The 20,914-nt window shown below is 63.2% G+C and carries 13 protein-coding genes and 4 pseudogenes; 10 read left to right on the top strand and 7 right to left on the bottom strand.

Annotated elements, in window-relative coordinates; all coding sequences use genetic code 11:
- Positions 1-22 precede the first annotated feature (22 nt).
- From RCH15_RS17150 to RCH15_RS17130, 5 genes and pseudogenes are all read left to right on the top strand, one after another.
- Positions 23-1,054, top strand: coding sequence for an asparaginase (locus RCH15_RS17150; RefSeq protein ID WP_326961861.1), 1,032 nt, complete (start codon positions 23-25; stop codon positions 1,052-1,054).
- An 8-nt stretch (positions 1,055-1,062) separates the two neighbouring features.
- Entirely contained in the window at positions 1,063-2,478 is a 1,416-nt protein-coding gene (locus RCH15_RS17145; RefSeq protein WP_326961860.1) for an aspartate ammonia-lyase, read from the top strand.
- A gap of 27 nt (positions 2,479-2,505) precedes the next feature.
- Positions 2,506-4,089 (top strand): annotated as a pseudogene (locus tag RCH15_RS17140) (amino acid permease).
- Positions 4,090-4,473: 384 nt separating this feature from the next.
- A pseudogene (locus RCH15_RS17135) lies at positions 4,474-5,655 on the top strand (IS1380 family transposase); the annotation flags it as partial.
- Between the two features lie 105 nt (positions 5,656-5,760).
- A complete protein-coding gene (locus tag RCH15_RS17130) occupies positions 5,761-6,096 on the top strand; it encodes an alpha/beta fold hydrolase (RefSeq protein WP_326961887.1) in 336 nt (111 codons plus the stop codon).
- A 130-nt stretch (positions 6,097-6,226) separates the two neighbouring features.
- Here the strand turns inward: RCH15_RS17130 and RCH15_RS17125 are convergent, their stop codons facing one another.
- The 3 genes and pseudogenes from RCH15_RS17125 to RCH15_RS17115 form a co-directional block, all read right to left on the bottom strand.
- Entirely contained in the window at positions 6,227-8,866 is a 2,640-nt protein-coding gene (locus RCH15_RS17125) for a non-ribosomal peptide synthetase (RefSeq protein WP_326961859.1), read from the bottom strand.
- A 369-nt stretch (positions 8,867-9,235) separates the two neighbouring features.
- Positions 9,236-9,355: pseudogene (locus tag RCH15_RS17120) on the bottom strand (transposase); the annotation flags it as partial.
- Positions 9,356-9,383: 28 nt separating this feature from the next.
- Complete coding sequence (locus RCH15_RS17115) at positions 9,384-10,340, bottom strand: endonuclease/exonuclease/phosphatase family protein (protein WP_326961858.1); 957 nt, start codon at positions 10,338-10,340, stop codon at positions 9,384-9,386.
- A 289-nt stretch (positions 10,341-10,629) separates the two neighbouring features.
- Here RCH15_RS17115 and RCH15_RS17110 point away from each other — a divergent pair, with 289 nt between their 5' ends.
- A complete protein-coding gene (locus RCH15_RS17110; RefSeq protein ID WP_326961857.1) occupies positions 10,630-11,421 on the top strand; it encodes an AfsR/SARP family transcriptional regulator in 792 nt (263 codons plus the stop codon).
- 690 nt (positions 11,422-12,111) lie between these two features.
- Here the strand turns inward: RCH15_RS17110 and RCH15_RS17105 are convergent.
- From RCH15_RS17105 to RCH15_RS17095, 3 genes are all read right to left on the bottom strand, one after another.
- On the bottom strand, positions 12,112-13,788 hold the full coding sequence (locus RCH15_RS17105) for a M12 family metallopeptidase (protein WP_326961856.1): 1,677 nt from the start codon (positions 13,786-13,788) through the stop codon (positions 12,112-12,114).
- A 9-nt stretch (positions 13,789-13,797) separates the two neighbouring features.
- A complete protein-coding gene (locus tag RCH15_RS17100) occupies positions 13,798-14,310 on the bottom strand; it encodes a hypothetical protein (protein WP_326961855.1) in 513 nt (170 codons plus the stop codon).
- A gap of 246 nt (positions 14,311-14,556) precedes the next feature.
- Positions 14,557-15,102, bottom strand: a complete 546-nt coding sequence (locus tag RCH15_RS17095) for a hypothetical protein (protein ID WP_326961854.1) — start codon at positions 15,100-15,102, stop codon at positions 14,557-14,559.
- Between the two features lie 206 nt (positions 15,103-15,308).
- Between RCH15_RS17095 and RCH15_RS17090 the strand changes: the two are divergent.
- A pseudogene (locus RCH15_RS17090) lies at positions 15,309-16,600 on the top strand (IS256 family transposase).
- A gap of 166 nt (positions 16,601-16,766) precedes the next feature.
- Entirely contained in the window at positions 16,767-18,353 is a 1,587-nt protein-coding gene (locus RCH15_RS17085; protein WP_326961853.1) for an esterase/lipase family protein, read from the top strand.
- A 564-nt stretch (positions 18,354-18,917) separates the two neighbouring features.
- Here RCH15_RS17085 and RCH15_RS17080 read toward each other — a convergent pair.
- Entirely contained in the window at positions 18,918-19,295 is a 378-nt protein-coding gene (locus tag RCH15_RS17080; protein WP_326961852.1) for a hypothetical protein, read from the bottom strand.
- Positions 19,296-19,710: 415 nt separating this feature from the next.
- Here RCH15_RS17080 and RCH15_RS17075 point away from each other — a divergent pair, with 415 nt between their 5' ends.
- Positions 19,711-20,100 (top strand): cupredoxin domain-containing protein, encoded by a 390-nt coding sequence (locus RCH15_RS17075; protein WP_326961851.1) that lies wholly within the window; start codon positions 19,711-19,713, stop codon positions 20,098-20,100.
- Between the two features lie 53 nt (positions 20,101-20,153).
- The gene (locus RCH15_RS17070; protein ID WP_326961850.1) at positions 20,154-20,543 is read left to right on the top strand and encodes a hypothetical protein; all 390 of its coding nucleotides are present in this window, start codon (positions 20,154-20,156) and stop codon (positions 20,541-20,543) included.
- The last annotated feature ends 371 nt before the right edge of the window (positions 20,544-20,914 follow it).

The following is a 20,914-nucleotide window of genomic DNA, read 5'->3' as shown; positions in this document are numbered from 1 at the left end:
AACACCAACGCCAAAGGACCCCATGATTTCTCCTGCCCCCGCGCACATTCTGAGCCCGCTGGTTCCGGAGACACTCCCCGAACACGTCCCGGTTGCGGTCCAGACCCGCGACGGCCTGGTGGAGAGCGTGCACCACGGCTCAGTCATCGCTACCGCGGCAGACGGCCGGACCCTCTTTAGTGCAGGCCAGCCCCTCGCCCTGTTCTACCCGCGCTCGGCCCTCAAGCCCCTGCAGGCCGTCGCCATGGTCCGCGCCGGCCTGGACCTCCCGGACGAACTCCTTGCCCTCGCGGCCGCTAGCCATTCCGGCGCCTCCGCCCACCGCGACGGCGCGCTGCGCATCCTGGAACTGCACAAATTGACCCCTGAACACCTCGAAAACAACGCCGACTTGCCCTACGGATTCCGGGAGCGGGAGGACTGGCTCGGAGGCGGCGGGCACGCCACCCAATTGGCGCAGAACTGCTCCGGGAAGCATGCCGCGATGGCTGCCACCTGCGTCATCAACGGCTGGCCGGTCATGGGGTACCTGGACCCGTCGCACCCGCTGCAGCGGCTCGTGGCCCTGACCGTTGCGGATTTGACCGGCGAGGACCCGGAGCTCACGTCCACTGATGGCTGCGGCACCCCGCTCTTCGCCCTTACTCTGCGAGGTATGGCCCGCGCTTTCGGCAAGCTTGCCTCGACCACGGGGCCCGGCAGTGCGGAAGCCTCAGTCGCCAGCGCCATGCGCCAACATCCCGAGATGGTCGCGGGCGAGGGCCGGGATGTCACCACGCTGATGCGCCTGGTCCCCGGCCTCCTGGCCAAGGACGGTTTCGAGGGCGTCCAGTTGGTGGGCCTGCCGGATGGCCGCGCCGTCGCCGTTAAGATTTCAGACGGCGGAGACCGCGCCCGGATGCCGGTCACCGTCCGCGCCTTGGCCGCGCTCGACGTCGACACTTCTTCTTTGGCGAGCCTCTCCGCTACGCCTGTGCTGGGCGGCGGGCGGCCCGCAGGGTGGCTGCAGGCCACCGATTTCCTCGCTTCCCTCGAAACCTCCGACGCCCCGTAAGGACCGCAATGACCACGCTCAACGAACGCTCAGACTTCCGTTCCGAACATGACCTCCTGGGTGACCGGGACGTTCCAGCTGACGCCTACTGGGGTGTGCATACCCTCAGGGCGGTGGAGAACTTCCCCATCACGGGCCAGCCGCTGTCCTCCAACATGTATCTGGTCCGCGGGCTGGCCGCAGTGAAACTGGCCGCCGCACGCACCAACCAGGAGCTCGGGCTGCTCGACGCCGGCCGCGGCGGGGCCATCGAGGAGGCGTGCACCGACATCATGAACGGCAAGCTCAGTGAGCAGTTCGTCGTGGACGTCATTCAGGGCGGCGCCGGGACCTCCTCGAACATGAACGCCAATGAGGTGATCGCCAACCGGGCCCTGGAAATCCTCGGACACCCGAAGGGCGACTACGCGCGGCTGCACCCCAATGACCACGTCAACCTCAGCCAATCCACCAACGACGTGTACCCCACCGCCGTCAAGCTCGGAACGATCTTCGCCGTCCGGGAACTGCTCGACGCCCTCACCGACCTCGAAGACGCCTTCGCCGCCAAAGCCCTCGAATTCCGCACGGTGGTCAAGATGGGCCGCACCCAACTGCAGGATGCCGTCCCCATGACGCTCGGCCAGGAATTCGGCACCTACGCCGTCACGATCGGCGAGGACCGGCTCCGCCTGGCCGAGGCCGACCTGCTGATCCATGAAATCAACCTCGGCGCCACGGCGATCGGCACCGGCCTCAACGCACCGGCAGGCTACGCCGAGGCCGCCTGCCGACACTCGGCCGAGATCACGGGTCTGCCGCTCGTCACCGCCGTGGATCTGATCGAGGCCACCCAGGACGTCGGCGCCTTCGTGCACCTCTCCGGCGTGCTCAAGCGCGTCGCCGTGAAACTGTCCAAGATCTGCAACGACCTGCGGCTGCTCTCCTCCGGCCCGCGCGCCGGTTTCGGCGAAATCAACCTCCCCGCCGTGCAGTCCGGCTCCTCGATCATGCCCGGCAAAATCAACCCGGTCATCCCGGAAGTGGTCAGCCAGGTGGCCTATGAGGTCATCGGCAACGACGTCACCATCACCATGGCCGCTGAGGCAGGCCAGCTCCAGCTCAACGCCTTCGAACCCATCATTGTCCACAGCCTCCACAAGAGCATCTCCCACTTGGAAGCCGCGTGCCGGACCCTCACGGCCCGCTGCGTCCGAGGCATCACCGCCAATACCGAACGGCTCCGCCTCACGGTGGAACAGTCAATCGGCCTCGTCACCGCCCTCAATCCGCATCTGGGCTACGCCACCGCCACGGCCATCGCCCAGGAAGCCCTCGCCACCGGCAAGGGCGTCGCGGAACTCGTACTCGAACACGGACTGCTCACCGCCGAACAGCTCACCGATCTACTCAGCCCGCAGCGCCTCGCCAACCTGAGCAAGTAGCGCACCCTCGAATCCCGAAGGACCCCCATGACTTACCCGGAAACTGCCCGCGCCCAAAAACAACCGGCCCCACAGCAGCAGACCGTCTCCGACCACACCATCCCTCTGCACGCTCATGCCTCCGAGGCGGCGCTCCACGCCGAGGACCAGGGCTACCACAAGGGCCTGAAACCGCGGCAGGTGCAGATGATCGCGATCGGAGGCGCGATCGGCACCGGCCTGTTCATGGGTGCCGGCGGCCGTCTTGCCACGGCGGGCCCGGCCCTGACGATCAGCTATGCCGTCTGCGGATTCTTCGCTTTCATGATTCTGCGTGCCCTCGGCGAACTCGTGATGCACCGGCCGTCATAGGGCTCGTTCGTCTCCTACGCCCGCGAATTCTTCGGAGAGAAGGCCGCGTTCGTCACAGGCTGGCTGTACTGGCTGAACTGGGCCATGACAGCGATCGTTGATATCACCGCCGTTGCGCTCTACATGAACTTCTTCAAGAAGTACTGGGCGCCGATCGCGGACGTACCGCAGTGGGCTTGGGCCCTGGCCGCCCTGGTCCTGGTCCTGGGCCTGAACCTCGTCAGCGTCAAGGTTTTCGGTGAGCTCGAATTCTGGTTTGCGCTGATTAAGGTGGTGGCGCTCACGTCCTTCCTGCTCGTCGGCATCTACTTCGTCATCTTCGGCACCCCCGTCGACGGCCAGGAAGTCGGCTTCAGCCTCATCGCGGACAACGGCGGCATGTTCCCGAACGGCCTGCTGCCGGCGATCGTGGTGATGCAGGGTGTCGTGTTCGCCTACGCCTCGATCGAGTTGATCGGTACCGCGGCGGGCGAGACGGAAAACCCGGAAAAAATCATGCCCCGGGCCATCAACACGGTCATCGTCCGGATCGCGGTGTTCTACGTTGGCTCACTCGTACTGCTCTCCGTTTTGCTGCCCTACAGCTCTTACAAGGCCGGCGAAAGCCCGTTCGTGACGTTCTTCGGCTCCACCGGGGTCGACGGCGTGGACGCCATCATGAACCTCGTGGTCCTGACAGCGGCCCTGTCCTCTCTCAACGCCGGCCTCTACTCCACCGGCTGGATCATGCGTTCCATGTCCATTTCAGGCTCTGCGCCGAAATTCGCAGCCCGGATGAACAAGGCCGGTGTCCCCTACGGCGGCATCGCCCTCACCGCCTCCGTGGCCGTCCTGGGCGTCATCCTGAATGCCCTCGTCCCGGCCGAGGCCTTCGAGATCGTTCTGAACGTGGCATCGCTGGGCATCATCAGCACCTGGGCCATGATCGTCCTGTGCCAGATGCAGCTTGCCCGGCTCGCGGCCCGCGGGGAACTGCGCCGGCCCACTTTCCGGATGCCCGGCGCGCCCGTCACGGGCTGGGTCACGCTCGCCTTCCTCCTGGCGGTGCTGATCCTGATGGCATTCGACTCCCCTGTGGGAACGTGGACCATCGCGTCCCTGGTAGTCATCGTGCCGCTCCTGATGCTCGGCTGGCGCCTCTGCCGGGACCGCATCATGGAAATCGCCGCCGTCCGTGATGGGTTCACCGGCCCCCACCCGCTCGTGGCGAATCGGCCCACCCGCGGTACCGGCGTGACCGCTGGCCGGGAGTCGGAGTAGCGTTCCATCAGCGCGCTCCGTCGTAACGGGACGTCGCGCAGGGTCCCTGTAGCGAAGTCGGGGTTCCTGCTCGATAAGAGCCCATCTCGTCGGCCCGGCGAAACGGCACTCGAAGGCACACTATTTTCGGTGCACAAGGACCTCGCTCCGGAGGCCAGCCCGAACGGGAAATCGAGGGTACTAAGGAGATCCAGAAGTATCAGACGCACCCGACATGGAGCCCTGAGCTACCGCTCGCTGGACGTCGACTACGACCGGCACAAGTCCGGTACATCCGTCCCGGAGTCGTCTCCCGCGTGGGAACACCTCCGCCTCGGCCCGCCCCCGGCATAATCATCTGATGGCGGGACCTCGCGGACAGCTACTGCTGACCACTAGGACCACTCCCTTGCCGGGCTGAACGTGGTGAGCTCTTTTGTGGATGCGCTGGGGTTCCGGGACTTGTGCGAGGACCGTTTGGGCCAGTTCGCCCCTCCGGGGCCGGGCATTGGCCCGGCACGATCCTAGGGTCGTTGGCGGTCATGCTCGTCGGCGGCGGGGAACACGTCTCCAACCTGGACATCCTGCGGACCGGTGCCGGGGTTTTCGGGAACGTTACCTCGAACGCGACGATCTCGCGGTTCTTTGAACGGACCGTGACCAACCCGGATGTCTTCAGCTACGGTTTCTCCACCTTGACGCGGGAGCTGCGTTCACGGGCGTGGGAAGCGGGCGGGGACCGGAACCCGGCCTTGAAGGCCACCGCCCTGGATCCGCTCATCGTGGATCTGGACGCCACGCTCGTGACCTCCCACAGCGACAAGGATCATGCCGTCGGCACGTACAAGGGCGGGTATGGCTTCGCCCCTTTCATCGCCAGCGTCGATTACGGCGCGGGCAACGGGACCGGGGAGATCCTGGCTGCGGTGATGCGTCCGGGCAATGCCGGGGCCAACAGCGCCGAGGACCACATCAAAGTGTTCACCCGGGCCATCGAACAGCTCCCCGATGCCTTCTACGACCAGCAGGGACAGCTGATCGGTGAGAAGGTGCTGGTCCGGACCGACAGTGCCGGGGCGTCCCGGAAATTCCTGCACCACCTCGCATCCCTCCGTGTGCAGTTCACGGTGTCCTACCCGGTACCGGCGCTCAAGGCCCACATGATCGGCTGGAACAACGACAAAAAGTACTGGCAACGCGCCCTAAACCAGAACGGCAAGGAACGCACCGACGCGTGGGTTATCAACGCCACCGAGATCCTCGGGCTCACCGACTACCCGGCGGACACAAACCTGCACCTGCGTGCCGAACCCCCCACCCCGGGGCGCAGCCGACCTTGCTGGACGCGGACGGGCACCGCATCACCGCGTTCTGAACGAACTCCCCGCGCTGGCACGGACCCGCCCTGGATGCCCGGCACCGGGCCCGGGGACGGTGCGAGAACCGATCAAAACCCTGAAGAACACCAGGCTCGGGAAGCTGCCGTTCTTCGATTTCCCCGCCAACCAGGCCTGGGCCACCATCGCCGCCCTGGCCCTGAACCTGGTCTCCTGGCTGCAACTCACCCCACTGCCAAACGGGCACAAGCCCCGCGCTGTCTCCACGCAGCGGGCCGTTAAGCGCATCCTCGGCGAGGAAGAACTGGCCGACTATATTTCGCCCTGGAAAGAACCGGCACGGCACAGGTCCTGGATGGCGATGGCCGCCTACGCCGACGCCCGGTACACCGTGAGCCTCGTCCCGCTGCTGCAGGAGGTTCAAATACCGACCCGTCTTGTCTGGTGCCGGGAGGACGACTTCCAAAAAATCAGCTTCGCCCGCCGCGACGTCAGAGAAATTGGTGGATCGGACCTCGTCGAAGTGGACGGCAAACACATCCCCACCGAAGATTCACCGGCGGCCGTCGCCCGGGCCGTCCTAGACCACCTCGGCACCCGACCAACGCTGATACGGGGACACGTCCACACTCGACCCGGGGGCCGGCCCAGCACTGGCCCCGGGAACTTTGCCGGTGTTGGCGCATGCTGAGTATCTGTCATCTCCGCCGCGTTCGCCGGTGACAGCGGGCATGCGGCGACTCCCAAGATCCACTCAGCCAGTTTGAGCTCCAGCTTGTCAATCACGGATCGGCCTGTAAGAAAGCCGGAAGCCGCGGGGACTATTCACGCATCGATGCCGCTGGTGATCGGTCCCGGTCTTCAAGGGCGGCTCCGGGGGCTGCTTGCCTTCGGTGACGGCGGGTGGCCAGCCGTTTCCGAAGCCAGCGCTCGGAGGCGCCCATGACCCGGGTAGCCACTGCCCAGTAGGCGATGCCGACCGCCAGGGAGGCTACGACCGCCAGGCCCTTGCTGGCTTGATCAAAAAGTGGAAAAACGAGCCAGTGCGTCACGTAGGTGTAGAGCGAGGCGCTGGCCAGGAGGCCTGTGATCGAGTGGAGCACGCGGGGCACTGGCATTGTCTGGAGCCAGAGAAGGATGAGGAATCCGGCGAGGACCGTGGCGTTTCGGAGTTCGTCGTCGAACACCCCGGGGATGGTCAGCACGGCGAGGACGGTCACGAGGGTCCGCTTCGGCAGTGTTCGGGACGCGGCTGCTGCCCAACCAAGCGCAAACAGCCACAGCACCGGACCCTGGCCCGGGTACGGGAGGTCGACGACGCGAAAACGCAGCAGGAGGTCCGCGCCGAGAAGAGCCAGCGGGACGGCCCATGGCCACCGGCGTTCCGCGCGCCCGACTGCGGGTATCGCCAAGAGAACAGTCACGCCGAGCAGGATGTGCACCAGCGCCTCCACGAACCAAAAACGGGAGAAGTCCGTCCATCCTTCCGGGCCGAGAAGGGAGTTGAGGAGGAACACATTTGCCCAGCTGTACGTGTCAGTCACCGCAAACGCGAAGCCAATCACCGCGACGCTTGGCACCACGATCCGGGCGACTGTCCGCAACTGCCGCCGTAACCGCACACGGGGCGGGCCACTTAGCTGGAACCGGGCAAAGTTGAATCCAGCGACGGCCACCAGCACGTGCGCCATTCCTTCCCATGAGAACCACCGGATATGGGTAGAGATGATGAAGATGATACCTAGGGCGCGCAGCACGATTCCTGTGTCCATGGGTGCGAACAGGCGCCTCCCCCACTTCTGGAAGACCGCCCCTACGCGACCTGCAGCGTCGGTATCTGCATCGATGACGCCGGCCCGTTCAAACTCACCCACCGGCGTCAGATGCCAATCAAGGGGAACGCCTCCAAGCGCACGCTCGAGCCGGACTGATGCGGCAACATAGGACAGCGAATCGCCACCCAGCGAAACGAACGTGTCCGTCTCACGGATGTCGTCCCGTTCGAGGACCTCCGCGAAAATGCCCCGCGCATTTTGGGAGGCCCCCTCCGGGTCGTCGTCCCGGCCCTTTGCCCTTTCTTCTTCACCTTCCGCGTACAGGGCCAGGATCGCGGGATAGTCCGGCTTCCCGCTGCTCAATCGCGGGATAGCCGCCACGGAGTGAAGATAAATGGCCGCGCGCGGCAAACCCACGTCCTGAGCGACCGATTTGGCAATCAGGGAAAGGTCATGCCCGGACTCGACGGCGGCGATCACCTGGCCGTCTGTGCCCGCGACCGCCGCGGAAAGACCCAAGTCTTTGAGGATCCGCTCGATCTGGCCAAGGTCCACCCGAAGACCGGCGATCTTCACGAATCGGCTGCGGCGGCCAACAATCTCATAGAGACCCTCGGCGGTCCGGCGGGCCAAGTCGCCTGTGTGAAGTTCGGCGACCGTGCGTCCCAGCACCAAATCCTCGGGCTTTTCTGCATAGCCGAGCATGACATTGGGTCCGGAATAGACAAGTTCGCGATCATCCAGCCCAGGGACCGGGGCCAGGCGGAACCGGCCGCCCGGAATCGGGATGCCAACAGCGTGTGGGTGTTCTGCCGCGACGTCAGGAGGCAGATAAGCCATCCGGGCCGTGGCTTCCGTCTGCCCGTACATGACGAACAGGTCCCAGCCCCGGCGCCGGCCCAACTGCGCGTAGCCACGTACCCGGTCCGGGTCCAGGCGGCCACCCGCTTGGGTGATGTAGCGCAGGCTTGGCAGGTCCTTGTCCGCGAAGCCCACCCGCTCCAACAGATCGAATGTGTAGGGCACTGCGGCGAAGGAAGTCACCTGCTCTCTGCGGAACAGCTCCCAGAAGCACGGGTCAACTACCGAAAGGTCGGTGAGCACCACGGAGGCCCCAGCGTAAAAGTGACTGTTCACGACCGACATGCCGTAGCAGTAGGACAAGGGAAGAGTGGTGGCGGCCCGGTCATCGGGGCGCAACTGCAGGTACTCGGCTATCGCGGCCGCGTTGGCCTGGACAGCCTCGGCGGAGAGACGGACAAGCTTCGGCGAGCCCGTAGAACCGGAGGTACTCACCAGGAGCGCCAGTTCCGGGTGCAAGGCGTGGCGGGACCCTTCTCGCCGCACCTCAAACATGGCTTCGCCACCCTGAACGCGTACCAGAACGTCCGGGTCGTACGCAGAAACAAGCGATTCAGAAGCCTGGCCGCCACCGGTCGGCAGAATAAGCAGCGGATGTCCGGATGACAGGGCCGCCAGATACACCACAAGTGAGGGCAGGGAATTGTCTGCCTGGAGGGCCACCAGGCGGCGTACCGTCCCCAAGGACCGGGCGGCAGCGTCCACCCGGTCGGCGAGTTCGCCGTAACTCACAGATTCGCCCTGGACGTGTACAGCGGTCCGGTCTCCGAATGCAGCCAGGCGAGCGGCAAACGAGACACCCGCCAAAACTGGCTTAATGGTCACCGAAGCACTTTAGTAGGTAAACCTAACCTAACTCAAATGGACAATGCTCAGGCTGGCGGCCCTGCTGCTTCGCTGCTGGAACGACCGTTCCCGCGTTACCGGACCCATCGCCCTGGCAGAGGTCCAAGGCTACGGCTGTGCAGCCGTCGTCGATGCCGCGGCCATCCACGGTGCCTTCGGCCGGGCGGGGTCAGCTGAGTGGCGGGACTATGCCGGGGACCTGGCGGGTAAATTCCGGGTGCCATTCTGCTGCTCCGGCCACCTCGGCCCGTACCCGGCCATCGCTTTGACCGCTGCCAAGCGCGCTGCCAGTGGAGCCCGGAAGAGATGGCTTGATACGAAAGTGAGGTTGGTCTGTTTACTCCGGTACGGCCGGTGGCCACAATCAACGAGTAGGCATCTGAGTCGGTAGTTGGTGAAGTTGCGGAAGCCGCGAGCGATTCTGCGGGTGGTTTCGATGACGCCGTTAATCGCTTCGGTGGGCCCATTTACTGGCAAGCGGACCTGGCCTATGAGTTCATACCGATGGCGCAGCTTTTGGGGACAGGCGAAATTCGCACCATAGGGGGAAGTGGTCCGAGATCCGCCAGGAGACCTCGTTTCGGGTCAGTCCGGTCATTATGTAAGGGATAAAATCGAATGAGCCCGCTTTTTGAGAGTAGGTCATGTCCTGCAGGAGCGATGAACCGTCTGGCTGGGAGAACCAAGCGATCTGGTCGTAGAAGTGCCGGGTGTTGTCATCGTCGAAGATGGTCCGCGGGACGTGGTTTAGTTCTGTCGGGGGCCACAGCCCCGTGTTGACGAAGGCCTCAAAGAGGGGGTCACCGATGCGGTCCAGGTTGAAATCCCCGAGGACCATGAGGTTTTTGTTCCAGTCGTTGCGACGGTCGGCCCATGCACGCATCCACTGGGCGAAGGCGGTTACTTCCGGGAGCCGTTCGGCCGGGTTTTTGCCCCACAGCACGTGCACGGAGGCCAAGGTGAACTCGATTCCGGCCCTGCTGAAACTTGCAACGTAGGGTGTGCGGGCAAACTGGCGCTGGGGGTCGTCACCGAAGGGAGGGAGCACGATTTCTCCGACCAGCCCGGAGGGCTGGACCCTGTCGGCGCGGTACAGGAACGCGAGGCGCTCACCGTTTCCTGCCGCGCCCTCGGTCACGTCCGAGATGATGACCCGCCACTCGGGGCCGAGACGCTCTAGCAGGAATTGAAGGGCCTCGGTGCTCCGCCGGATCTCCTGCAGCGCGACCACGTCAAAACGAGAGACGATCTCGGCGATGCACGCCACGGCATGCCAGTCACGTTTGGGTGAGTCCTTTGCCATCGCCAGCCACTTCTGAGTGAGGTCCCCAAACGCCCTCACATTCCATGTGGCAACCAGCAGATTCGATGTTGTTCTGGGCGCGATGACGGCATCGAGAGCCGGGCTGAGCCTGCTAAGGTCCTGGCTGACTATGTCGGGAGCAGCTGTCATGCTTCCATAGAATCACGCCTGACGGGCAAAAGGCACAGCGCTAGGATGCTGGAGGGACGCCCGGGAAAGAGAAGCTGCTGCAGCGGTCAAGGTTCTGGGCAGAATGGAAACGGGGTCACAGCATGAACTGGAAGCCCTGATGTCAATGCTGGACGGTTGCCAAGGCCGTGCGGGCTGCTGACCGGAGAATCCGGGAGACGATGGGCGACCATTGACATGCCGGGTCAAGGTGAGGATCGTCATTGCTACGTGTTCATCTCTTCAGACCCCAGCTGAAATCAGGCCACCCATGGGCAACGACGGCTATGGAGATCTTCAGGTAGATTTGCTTGGGTCATGGCAACTTCGGCGTGACAGGGACCTTGTGCACGTTGCTGCACGCCAGCAGCGGCTCATCGCGGTATTGGCGATCCGGGGGCCGAGCCTCCGAAGTTATCTCGTGGGTTTGTTGTGGCCCGAGTATCCCGAAACCAGAGCATTGGAAAGCCTGCGCGTGAGCGTGCATCTGGTCTCGAGGCAGGTACCTGGTTTGTTGGTCAAGGACGGGAACGTGCTGTCACTCAGCGAGGAGGTCCACGTTGACCTGCACCGAGTCCGGGCGCAAATCCGGGACCTTGACAGGATTCGTCCCAACGGGAAATTCGCCCCGTGGCTGTATGACTTACGCGGTGCGGAACTGCTTCCGGGCTGGTATGAGGACTGGGTTCTGTTTGAACAGATCCGGTTGCGCCAGGATAGGCTCCACGCTTTCACCTTGATCTCCCGCGAGTCGCTCAATCGCTGTGATTATGAGGCCGCCGTGGAAGCGGCAGAAGCAGCAGTGGAAATCGAGCCCCTCTACGAAACTGCGGTCGGACTCTACATTCAGGCCGAAATGCACCAAGGGAACACCGCATCCGCCCTTCTGGCTTTCGAAAGGTATCAGAGACAACTTAGGCAGGACATGGGCATTGAGCCTTCGGAAACGCTCCGGCGGCTCGTCGCTGATGTTCATGGCGGCAGGACCCATACCGCCAATGAGCGCCTAGTTCTTGCCGGGCCCGCTTGGCTGGGCCGCCAGCCACTCCCGCACAACCCGTAGCACTTCGCCAGGATCAGCAGTGGACAAAGTGTACTGTTCATGCCCCCGTGTCAGGCCATACGTTATCCTGGCTCGGAACCCGGTGGCCTGGTCCGGTTCGTACCAGGTGCGGATAACGAGAGTGCCCGTTGCCGGCAGCGCGGGGTCTGGGCCGTCTCGATCGGCTGTTTTTGCGGAACGGTGGTTTCTTGTCACGGCGTTCACCCCGCTTTCCGTCGGCGATCATGAAAGTGGCGGACTTCCGGTATTCGGGGCCCCGTTGTCAGTTGGCAGCAGCACCTTGGGTATGAGGGACGCATGGAACTCGAACCCCGGGGTTGCCAGCTGCCCTAATCCTGCGTCACAAGAATCAGGGCCCGCTTGGCTTCGGCCAGGATTTGAACAAGATTTCCCTTGTGGACCGCGGTGGACTTTGTCGGGGCGTGCGGGCGTGGCCCCGCTGCAGGAAAACCCGTGGATGATTTCCGCTCTTGAGATGAAGCGGGTGCTCTGGCTGGGGCAGTGGGGTAATCCGGGCTGCTGTCAGGCTTGGGGTCATAATCGGCTGCTTTCTGGAGCTGTTCCCCACGCGCCGGCGGGGCAGGGCTGCGTTGGTGGCTTGCTAGGCGGCCGGTTCGGACGGGTTTGAAGCAATGGTCAGGGGATGAAGCGGGGCTGCCCTTGCTGTACGCTCACCCGGCTGTGGGTTTTCTACCAGCACATGATGGCTGTCTGCCCGGATTCGCCCGCCCAGTAGAGTCTCACTCGTGCCACGTAGTGTCGGCCTTGAAAGAGCTTGGCTGAGACGCGGGAGTTGCGGGCCTCGCCGCTGTCATCGTCGCCGGCGACAAAGCGCAGTTGACCGTCGACTTCCTCGAACAGCACCAGAACGGTGTCAGCTGTTCCGAAAGTGGCGATCTCGTAATCGCGGGAGGCTTCGGGTTGGAGGGAGAAGTCGGCCTGGCCTCCCGGGGTCGAGGAAAGGGGAACGGACTGGAATGGCTTCAGGGCCCGAACCAGCGGCGCCAGTGTCGGAAAAAATTTCAGCACCCACTCCTTGTCCGCATCCGAGAGTCCGCCCGGTGGATTCAGGCCACCTTGGAAACGAGCGGGTTCCTTGATCAACCCGGCCGGGAACCAGTACTCCATGACGGAGTCCGGGTCCCAGCTGGACCCTTCGACTTCGCTGGCATCGATCTTCCGCAGCACATTGTTCAGTGTCTGATCCGGCGGCCAGTGGTTTGGTGCGCCGCCGAAATAGTCATATACCTTGGGCTCATCCCAGACGAGTCCGGCGAACGGATTCTGGTGCTCATGCGGCATGCCCAGGGTGTGCCCGATTTCGTGAAGCGCGGTGGTCCGGCCGTAGTCGTCGGTGAGGTCCCAGCCGAAGTTCATGGTGGGGTCGGTGCCGCCGATACTGAGTATGTCCCGTCCCACATATGACCAAGAGCCGTCCGTCTGGTCAAAAGCGATTCGCACCTCGGCTTCGCTCCGATCCGCCACCTCCGCAAATTCCAAGCCTATGCCCAGGTCTTTCCATCCTTTGAAGGCCTTGCGCACGGCGTCCTGCTGTGGCCCCGGCCCGTCAAGAAACCAGTAGTGCAACACGGTGCCGTTGACCCATTTGAGCCGCAACGCCCGTATAAGACGTTCCCTGCGGGGGGATAGGTCTGGCCTCAGCACCGGGCGGGATTGCGGTTTCAGGTCGCAGTGTGGACGGGCGGTCCTTACGTACTCCTTGAAAGGGCTGGTTTCAGAAATGGATGGTTCAGCCTTCTCAGAGGCTCTCCCCGGGTTGGGCACGTTGCGCTGTTGGTCGCCATCGGACGAACGGGGTTTTTCCCCGGGCATCAGCCCGGATGCCGGCTTCTCGCCCGGCATCCGGCTCTGTCCTTCCCCTGGCATCGGGCTGCCGGTACCCGGCGGGGGATTGGGCGGGTTTTGCCCTGTTCCCTCCTCCTGAACTCCCGTGCCGCTTGCACCAGCCGCCTGGCCTGGCCGTCCCGCGACCTTGGCGGCGAGCTGCGGTGATGCGTCGGACGGAACTGAGGCCAGGGCTACCTTGCGGACGCCGAAGTCGTCGTCGTCAATGAGATCGGTAAGAACGGTGGATGCTGACTCGGCCGGAAGGTTTTTGGCCGCCGCAGCGGCTGCTATGCGTATGGCCGCAGTCTCGCTGCGAGCAGCGGCCGACACAACATCCTGGCCCTGCCCGCCCTCAAGAAGACCGGCGGCGAAGGCGGCCTTGGCAGCCAGCAAAGAATTCTCTCCTTCAACGAGCGCCTGCAGGTGCGGGAGCGCCTCGGGCCCCAGCGCTGCGGCTCGGTCATAGTTGGGTTCGTCGGGTTCAAGGACCTCAAGTACGGCCTTCATCGATACGCTCATGGCGGGCTCCTATAGGTCTTGGGTGAAGGCGCTGTTGATCATGGAAGTGACCTCGGTGCTAATCAGGTCTGGCGGGAGATTGGTGATGTTGCCTGTGCCGTTTCCCGTCATCAATCTGTCGTTGTCGCTAACGTGGCGCAGATCCAAGACGTGGCCCACTTCATGGCCCAGGGTCCATTGCGTAGCGCCCTGCGCTATGACTGCACCTGGCTGGCCGGAGGGAAATGCTGCACAACCGTTGAACGGCGGAACCGTCGAGCGGACGAAGTAGGCAACGATGTCGTTGCTGCCCGCATTGTTGCGGTTGGTGAAGAGCTGGTTCTGCTCGGCGCTTGTCTGGCCCATAACGCAGCCCCCAACATCGACGTCATTGAGGGCGGGCAGATTGAGGCTCTCCGTGGACACTAGTTCAACGTCGATCCCGGCCGTGGCGTAGACCTCCCGCATCCGCTGCACTGCGGTGTCCACAGCAACCGTTGGGGCGGTAAGGACCTTGGCGTGAAGCCGCACAGTCGGGCGCATGGCCCACCATCGGTGCCACATGGCACTGTCTGTTCCCGCTCCGAAAATGTCTATCCGGTTTGGGCTCCAGGACACGGAGCCGGGCTCGCTGATAAGTGTCCCGCCCAGGGATTCCCAGCCGGACCACCCGTTCTGGAACCACTTATGCCACAGCGCCGCGTCCGTGCCGATGCCAAAAACATCCAGATGGCCCGGGGCCCAGCTGGAAACGGAAGGTGCAGAGGTGAGGACCCCGCCCAGGGACTCCTAGCCGGACCACCCGTTCTGGAACCACTTATGCCACAGCGCCGCGTCAGTTCCGACGGCGAAGACGTCAATCCGGCCATTGCCCCATGAGACGGCGGACGGTGCGGAGGTGAGGACCCCGCCCAGGGATTCCCAGCCGGACCATCCATTCTGGAACCACTTATGCCACAGGGCCGAATCCGTGCCGCGCACAAAGACGTCGAGACGGCCCGGGGCCCAGCTGGAAACGGAAGGCGCGGAGGTGAGGACGCCGCCCAGGGATTCCCAGCCGGACCACCCGTTCTGGAACCACCTATGCCACAACGCCGAGTCTGTGCCGCGCGCGAAGACGTCGATCCTTCCGTCGCCCCAAGAGGCTGCACCCGGAGAACTCGTCAGCACGCCGCCCAGGCTTTCCCAACCGGACCATCCGTTCTGGAACCATTTGTGCCAGAGGGCCGAGTCAGTGCCCCGGACAAAGGCGTCCAGTCGGCCCGGCGCCCACGACGATACGCTCGGGCCCGTCGTCACAGTGCCGCCCAGGCTCTCCCAACCAAACCACGTCATCGAACGTCTCCTCGCCTACGGGTGCCCCTTGGGTCGATGATTTCGCTGCGTATGCACGTCCCTATGGGACCGGCTTTTCCGGTTCAAGTACAGCCGCGCAACCGTTACAGCTGCGTTACCGTTGGTCGGCCCTGCGGGGACTGTGGAATTATCGGTGTATCCGGCTCGACACGCCAGGCGGTCTGCTTGGCAGGAGTGAGCTGGATATGCCGGTGACACTAGATGCCGTGAAGACTGCGGACACCACTGCGAAACCAAAGGAAATTACGGAGGCTGAGGCCGCCCGTGAGCTGGTGAGGATGGCCCGGGAACAGGGACTGTCTCTGACTGGTCCTGACGGGCTGCTCAAGCAGCTGACCAAGACGGTCATAGAGACCGCGTTGGATGAGGAGCTCACAGAGCACCTCGGCTATGAGAAACACGATGCAGCCGGGAAAGAGACCGGCAACGTCCGCAACGGGACCCGGTCCAAGACTGTGCTGACGGAGACCACCGGGCCGGTGGTCATCGACGTTCCGCGGGACCGGGCGGGCACGTTCGAGCCGGTCATTGTCCGGAAGCGCCAGCGCCGCTTGAATGGGGTGGACGAGATGGTCCTCTCGCTCTACGCCAAAGGCCTGACAACCGGGGAAATCAGCGCCCATTTCGCCGAGATCCATGGGGCTTCCGTTTCCAGGGAAACCATCTCCCGGATCACGGACAGAGTGCTCGAGGAGATGAATGAGTGGCAGAACCGGCCGCTTGATGAGGTCTACGCGGCGATCTTCATCGACGCCATTGTGGTCAAGATTCGGGATGGTCAGGTGGCCAACCGGCCGATCTACGCCGCCATCGGCGTCACCCTGGACGGAGAGAAGGACATCCTGGGCCTGTGGGCCGGCACCGGGGGCGAAGGTGCCAAGTTCTGGATGAGCGTGCTCACCGACATCAAGAACCGTGGTGTGAAAGACAGCTTTTTCCTGGTCTGCGACGGACTCAAGGGCCTTCCGGAAGTGGTGGGCAATGTCTGGCCGCTGACGACGGTGCAGACGTGCATCATCCACCTGATCCGCAACACCTTCCGGCTGGCCTCGAAAAAGGACTGGGACGCACTCAAGCGGGACGTCAACCCTTCTACACGGCGCCGAATGCTGCGGCGGCCCGGATGGCGTTGGAGGAACTCAAGGACCGTTGGGGCACGAAGTATGGCGCGATCGTGCGGCTATGGGAGAACGCGTGGGAGGAATTCATCCCGTTCCTGGATTACGACGTGGAAATACGGCGGGTGATCTGCTCGACCAACGCCATCGAATCGCTCAACGCCCGGTACCGGCGGGCGGTGAAGGCACGGGGTCATTTCCCGACAGAGCAGGCCGCGCTAAAGCGCCTGTATCTGGTCACCCGATCACTCGATCCGACCGGTGCCGGCAGAACCCGATGGGCCGTGCGCTGGAAGCCCGCTTTGAACGCCTTCGCCATCACCTTCAGCGACCGATTCCCGGCAGCTGAAAACTACTAAAGAAAACTGCCCGATACACCGTTTATGAGATAGTCCCGCCCTGCGATCCGTGGGCTGTCCTGATCCGGTCAGTAACACCGCGGTAACGGCCAGCCTGCTTTGATTTGCCACACGCCCGCATCCGGTTCCGTATCCGGGGCGGCAAATTCGTAGAGAGGGTGACGGTATGGGCTATCCAGGCGATGACGGCAGGCTTCCGGTAATCTACGTCCGTGGATTTGCCGGAAACGGCTCCGCGATCAACAGTGCTGTGGACGATCCGTTCTATGGCTTCAGCCAAGGGTCCGTCCATGTCCGCGCCGACAGTAACGGCAGAGCCAAATTCCATCAGTTTGAATCGCCCTTGCTGCGGCTCATTACCGACCATAAGTACGAGGTGCCCGTGCATGGCGACCAATGGGCGTTCCTCCAAGGCGCAGACACCGGCGCCGTCAATCCTGCGTCAGTATGGATCCATCGTTTTTACGATCAATCGGCGGCTACTTTCTCGAACGACCCTGAGAGTTTCTCCTTCGAAGAGGCCGCCCGGGACCTTTTCGACCTCATCAAGCTGGTGTTGGAGAAGACCGGCGCGCCGAAGGTTTTTCTCGTGGCGCACTCTATGGGCGGCCTGATCTGCCGCTCACTCCTGCAACGGGTCATTCCCGAAAACCAGGCCGGCGAGGATGGGGACATTGACCCGGCAGCCGGAACCAGATACGTCGCCAGGCTATTCACCTACGCGACGCCCCACGGCGGCATCAGTTTCGCTATCGGCTATGGGCTGCTCGAACGCGTTCGGGACGCTACCGGAATCCACGGTGCGGACGTCTTTGGCCCCGACCGCATGTATGACTACCTCACACCGGCAGCCCAAAGGCAGGCACGGACACGTGATGACTTCATCGGAACCGAGATGCCGGCGGATGGTTTCCCCGTGGACGAGCTGTTCTGCCTCGTCGGTTCCAACCCGGAAGACTATGACGCCGCGTTCGGTTTGTCCTCCAAAGCCGTCGGAGCACGCAGTGACGGGCTCGTCCAAATCAACAATGCTGCTGTCAAGGGTGCGCCCCTAGCCATAGTCCACCGGAGCCACAGCGGCCGTTACGGCATAGTAAATTCAGAAGAGGGATACCAGAACCTGCAGCGGTTTCTCTTCGGCGATCTCAAAATCCAGATTGATCTTGTCGGTTTCACCGTAGGGCGCGATGCCCCAGGCGACGTCGTGTTCCAACTGGACGTCGGCCTTGCCATCCGCGGCCTGCCTGTCCTAGTCCACGAACAAAGTGCAACTCACTTCTGTCCCGTGCAGATTGAGCACTGGAAGGAGGGCGACCCAATCGATTCGCCTGTGCCCTTGCTTACCGCGTTCCTCTCCTCCAAGGCCCCCCGCCCCCGGGTGGGCGGCCAACAGGTAGCGACTCTGCGTCACGCACTCAAACTACGGCTGATGTCGATCCAGGAAAAGCAGGGCAGGTTCTTCTTTGATGACCATATGGAACAGACAGAGGACTGGCAGGACACCCTTCTTGTCGACATCGAACCTCCCGGCAGTGGCCGAAGCCTGCCCCGAACCTGGGCAGCATGGAACAGCACTATCCCCACTGCCATCCGGGACTGGAACCCGGGGGACACAGATTTGCTCACGGACACCGATGACACACCCAACCGCTGGCGGGGCCGCATCGATGTGCCGGACTTCTTCAAAGAGCTGCTCGGGCAAAAGGCCGGTCTCCGGCTCACAGTCACACCGAGAAAGCACTTCACTTTCTGAGTAACACATCTCATACCAAACGGCAGTGAGGCGGTATCCGGGTGAAACTGACAGCCAGGCCAATAATGGCCCTTTGACCCCATTATCCTTGAAACGCAGCACGAATCAGGACGCGCAGGCCATGGGACTAGGACTGTCGTTGCATCACGCCAATCCCTCCTGGCCGATGCTGCCCTCGGTTGGGGCAGGCGCTCCTCACCAGCGCCGGGTGTTGGGGCCGGGTGCTTCCTGGTGCCATCCATATCCACATGATCGCCGGACATGGACCGGGCTACTGCCCCCTCTGAGAAGCGGGCATTCATTGCCTCTCCGCCGCCTTAACGGGAATCGGATTCCTGGTTCCTGTACCACAGCCGGACGTCCGGGGGGACTGGCGGAGCGGAGGCCCCATGGGGACGTCTGCCTGTTGCGCCCTTCGAGCCCAAGGGCGTGCAGCGGCTGGTTCGATTGCCTGCAGCGTGACGCCCGTCACGATGCCGTAAGCCGGGTGCGCGACGATGTCGCTTGCCCAGGCCGCGGGAGGCCATGTGCGGGGATCGGTAATTCCGCGAACGTTCACGGCCGTTACTGCCAATCAGTGCGCCTGCCGTCGCGGCCAGCACTCCGCCGCCGATTACGAGACCCCGTAACTGCAATCGGTCCATCGTTGCCGACTGTCCGGAGGATGACAGCTGCCAGAACAAGGATGATGCCGAGCACGATGAGAACCCATGTGGGAACTGCCGCCGCGGCAATGGACTGGTTGCAGGCGGCTTCGGCACCGACGCCACCAAGCGAGTCGTAGTAGGTTGCTGCGAAGTTGTCCGCCCGGAAGACGCTTCCGCACAGATTGCCGACCTTCTGGGACCCGATAAAAATGCCGATGCCGGCTGCAAAGGGGCCCAGCACGACGAGCCAGATCCAAACGCGGCGTGTAAGTAAGGTGTTGCGTGTCCCTGACATGGTTTTCCCCAACGGAATTCTTTCAGATGATGCTGATGGAATCTTATCTGCGCGCCCGGCGGCGCGCCGCAGACAGTAAGGCCTAATTGATCATTGCAAAGGATGCCGGAACGCTTCATAGTTCTACCGGAGCCACCCGCTTCGGGGCCCTGCACAGCTATGGCTGTGCCGGGGGTCGGCCGTGACTGGTGATTCGGTCTGTCCTGATACTCTTCGCTGCTCGTACCGTGGCGAATGTGGCCAGCCCACACAGACTTCAGAAAAATCCCACCGGACAACAGGAGCCCAGTAAGCCATTCTCGATTCCCTCCCAGGCAGTCCCGGAGGGCGGGGGTAACGAATAGGCTGTGGGGTAGATTCCTGATGAACGCGCCAATTCGGCGTGCGGAGGGCTTATCCCTGGAAAGGGATTGCCATGCGAACCATCAATCGCATCTTAACCGTAGCTACCGCCGTGTCCTTGGCGGCCATTACGGGCTGCACGGCCCACAGCGGAAACTCTTCCGCACCCCCCTCGGCCGGCTCCGCCGGGCCGTCCGTTGGGCAGGCGCAGGCCGCCGAAGCGGTCATCACCATTCAGAATTTCAAGTATGAGGTTCCGGCGTCGGTAAAGCCGGGGACGATGGTGACGGTGACGAACGCGGACAGCGCCCCGCACACGCTTACTGCCAAGGACAAGGGCGGTTTCGACGTTGAAGTCCCGGGCGGTGGCACGGTGGTGTTTAAGGCTCCGGACGCCCCGGGCGAGTACGGCATTATTTGCAGCTTCCATCCGCAGATGACCGGCACGCTGGTGGTGAAATGATCCGCCCGGAGCTACCACCGGCCAGCCGCACACGCACCTTATGGGTATTGCGTGTGTGTGTCGCGGCGGCCCTGACCGTCAGTGCGGTGATCCATGTCCAGCTCGCCCCGGGCTATCAGCAGGCAGCCCCCGGCGGTCTCGGTCAAGGGACCCTGTTTCTGGTCCAGGCTGGAGCCGCGGCCCTGGCTGCGGTGTTTGTGCTGCTCAGAGGTTCCCGGACAGCTTTCGCCGCCGCCGCCGTGATGGGATTCTCGTCCCTGGCCGCGGTCATCCTCTACCGTTATGTCCAGGTCCCCGCTATCGGGCCGTTGCCGTCGATGTACGAACCGGTCTGGTACACAGCCAAGACCATCACCGCCGTCGCCGAAGCCATCGCCGGAGCGCTGGCTCTGACAGGCTTTGTCCTGCGGCAGCGGAAATCCCACTCCGGGCCAACGGCGTAGCAGGGCCGGCGTCACGCCCCTCGAGGACCTGAGTAACATTCCAAAAATTGCGGGCTCGCACGTCTTAGCTTGGCCTGCCCGACTCACGCCAATGTAACTTCAAGCTCAATTTGTGGCCCATATCACTTGTATATCCATCCTTTTGCTGTTTTGCTTCGAAGTGCCTTTGTCCCTTCCTTTGGGACGTCGTCTACATCACACGCGCGTGTATTTGAGGAGATTTATTCAATGAAGAAGACCCTTCGCCTTTTGGCGGTCCCCACCTTGGCCCTGGCTGCCCTGGCGGTTTCCGGTTCCCCGGCAATGGCAGCGGACCAGTCCTACCAGTCCACGTTGGGCCAGGTTAACGGCAGCACAGGCGCCGGCACCAT

This window comes from Arthrobacter sp. MP_M4 (assembly GCF_035984855.1).
Taxonomy (GTDB): domain Bacteria; phylum Actinomycetota; class Actinomycetes; order Actinomycetales; family Micrococcaceae; genus Arthrobacter.
Note: the sequence above shows the minus strand (reverse complement) of the source record. Positions and strands in the feature narration are given on the sequence as shown.

Bases quoted from the DNA above. Each gene is read 5' to 3' on its own strand.
- RCH15_RS17145 (WP_326961860.1), top strand. From the start codon at position 1,063: ATGACCACGCTCAACGAACGCTCAGACTTCCGTTCCGAACATGACCTC.
- RCH15_RS17105 (WP_326961856.1), bottom strand. From the start codon at position 13,788: ATGAGCGTATCGATGAAGGCCGTACTTGAGGTCCTTGAACCCGACGAA.
- RCH15_RS17110 (WP_326961857.1), top strand. From the start codon at position 10,630: ATGGGCAACGACGGCTATGGAGATCTTCAGGTAGATTTGCTTGGGTCA.
- RCH15_RS17080 (WP_326961852.1), bottom strand. From the start codon at position 19,295: ATGTCAGGGACACGCAACACCTTACTTACACGCCGCGTTTGGATCTGG.
- RCH15_RS17085 (WP_326961853.1), top strand. From the start codon at position 16,767: ATGGGCTATCCAGGCGATGACGGCAGGCTTCCGGTAATCTACGTCCGT.
- RCH15_RS17095 (WP_326961854.1), bottom strand. From the start codon at position 15,102: ATGACGTGGTTTGGTTGGGAGAGCCTGGGCGGCACTGTGACGACGGGC.
- RCH15_RS17115 (WP_326961858.1), bottom strand. From the start codon at position 10,340: ATGACAGCTGCTCCCGACATAGTCAGCCAGGACCTTAGCAGGCTCAGC.
- RCH15_RS17150 (WP_326961861.1), top strand. From the start codon at position 23: ATGATTTCTCCTGCCCCCGCGCACATTCTGAGCCCGCTGGTTCCGGAG.
- RCH15_RS17130 (WP_326961887.1), top strand. From the start codon at position 5,761: ATGGCGATGGCCGCCTACGCCGACGCCCGGTACACCGTGAGCCTCGTC.
- RCH15_RS17100 (WP_326961855.1), bottom strand. From the start codon at position 14,310: ATGCGCCCGACTGTGCGGCTTCACGCCAAGGTCCTTACCGCCCCAACG.
- RCH15_RS17075 (WP_326961851.1), top strand. From the start codon at position 19,711: ATGCGAACCATCAATCGCATCTTAACCGTAGCTACCGCCGTGTCCTTG.